At 46.2% G+C, this 1,120-nt stretch carries 1 protein-coding gene; it reads right to left on the bottom strand.

What is annotated here, in order from left to right:
• Positions 1-115: 115 nt before the first annotated feature.
• On the bottom strand, positions 116-1,120 hold a 1,005-nt coding region (locus R7P35_RS25725), incomplete at its 5' end, for an aminotransferase class V-fold PLP-dependent enzyme (protein WP_318093272.1).

The following is a 1,120-nucleotide window of genomic DNA, read 5'->3' as shown; positions in this document are numbered from 1 at the left end:
CGGCCAAAATCGCCACTGCAGTGATGGTTCGTTTAAGTGTTTTGACTGACATTGTGTATATCCTTCCCTTCAACAAAGCGCCCATAAATGGGCGCTTGAGTGATAAACAACGACGTTAGAACGAGTAGTACAGATCAGCAATCGCTTCGACCAATCCTTCTACATCTCGCTCATCATGGAACAAGTGTGTAGAGATACGAAGCGCGTACGTGTCGTGTCCATCGTCTTTGTACAGCTTGAAGTTCGTTGTACGGATGATGTAGCCATATTCTTCACGCAGACGGTCACGGAACTCAGTCAGGATTTCTTCGTTCGTCACATCATAAAATGGGTTGAACGTCGTTAATCCACTCGTCAGCCCTTCCACATTTGGCGAGAACATTTTCGCATGTGGCAGCACGTCTTGGAGTGAGGTTTTACATTGGTCACTCAACGTTAGAATGCGGTCTTGGATTCGGTCACGACCAATCTCATCCCACATTTTACAGCTATCAGCCAGAGCTTGTTTAGCTGGGTAGTTATCGTTACCAATGTACTGCATTTGGATTTGCTTACCTAAGTAATCCGCATGAGAAAGCGACGAGTTTATCAACCACAATGGATTTTCACGGTCGCTCCAGTATTCGTTCAAACGATTACCGTTGTCGCGCACGTATAAAATGCCTGTTGCGCCCGGGCCACACTGCCATTTATGTCCAGAACCAGAGTAGAAATCACAATCCAGATCATGTAGGTCAAGATCGAACATACCCACCGTGTGAGCACCATCCACTAACGTTGGAATTTGGTGCTCTTTTGCAAGAGAACAAATTGCCTTTGCTGGCAGCGCAGTACCGGGTTTGTATGTGATGTGAGAGAACACAATCAGGCGAACATTGTGGTGCGCTTCAATAGCGTCACGGAATGCTTGAATGTAGTCTTCTTCAGAAACGTCTTCAGTACCTGTAAACACTGGTAACTGAATTTCCACAACTTCTACACCAAAGCGGTGTTTTACAACATTCAGCGGAGATGTCGCTGCAATGTGTTCGTGGTGTGTAGTAAGAATCACGTCTCCCGGCTCGAAATGCAGACCATTAATGATCGAACATAGACCGTCAGTCGTGTTGCGGCTTAAGAT

The organism is Vibrio sp. Vb0304 (assembly GCF_033338995.1).
GTDB lineage: Bacteria > Pseudomonadota > Gammaproteobacteria > Enterobacterales > Vibrionaceae > Vibrio > Vibrio alginolyticus.
Note: the sequence above shows the minus strand (reverse complement) of the source record. Positions and strands in the feature narration are given on the sequence as shown.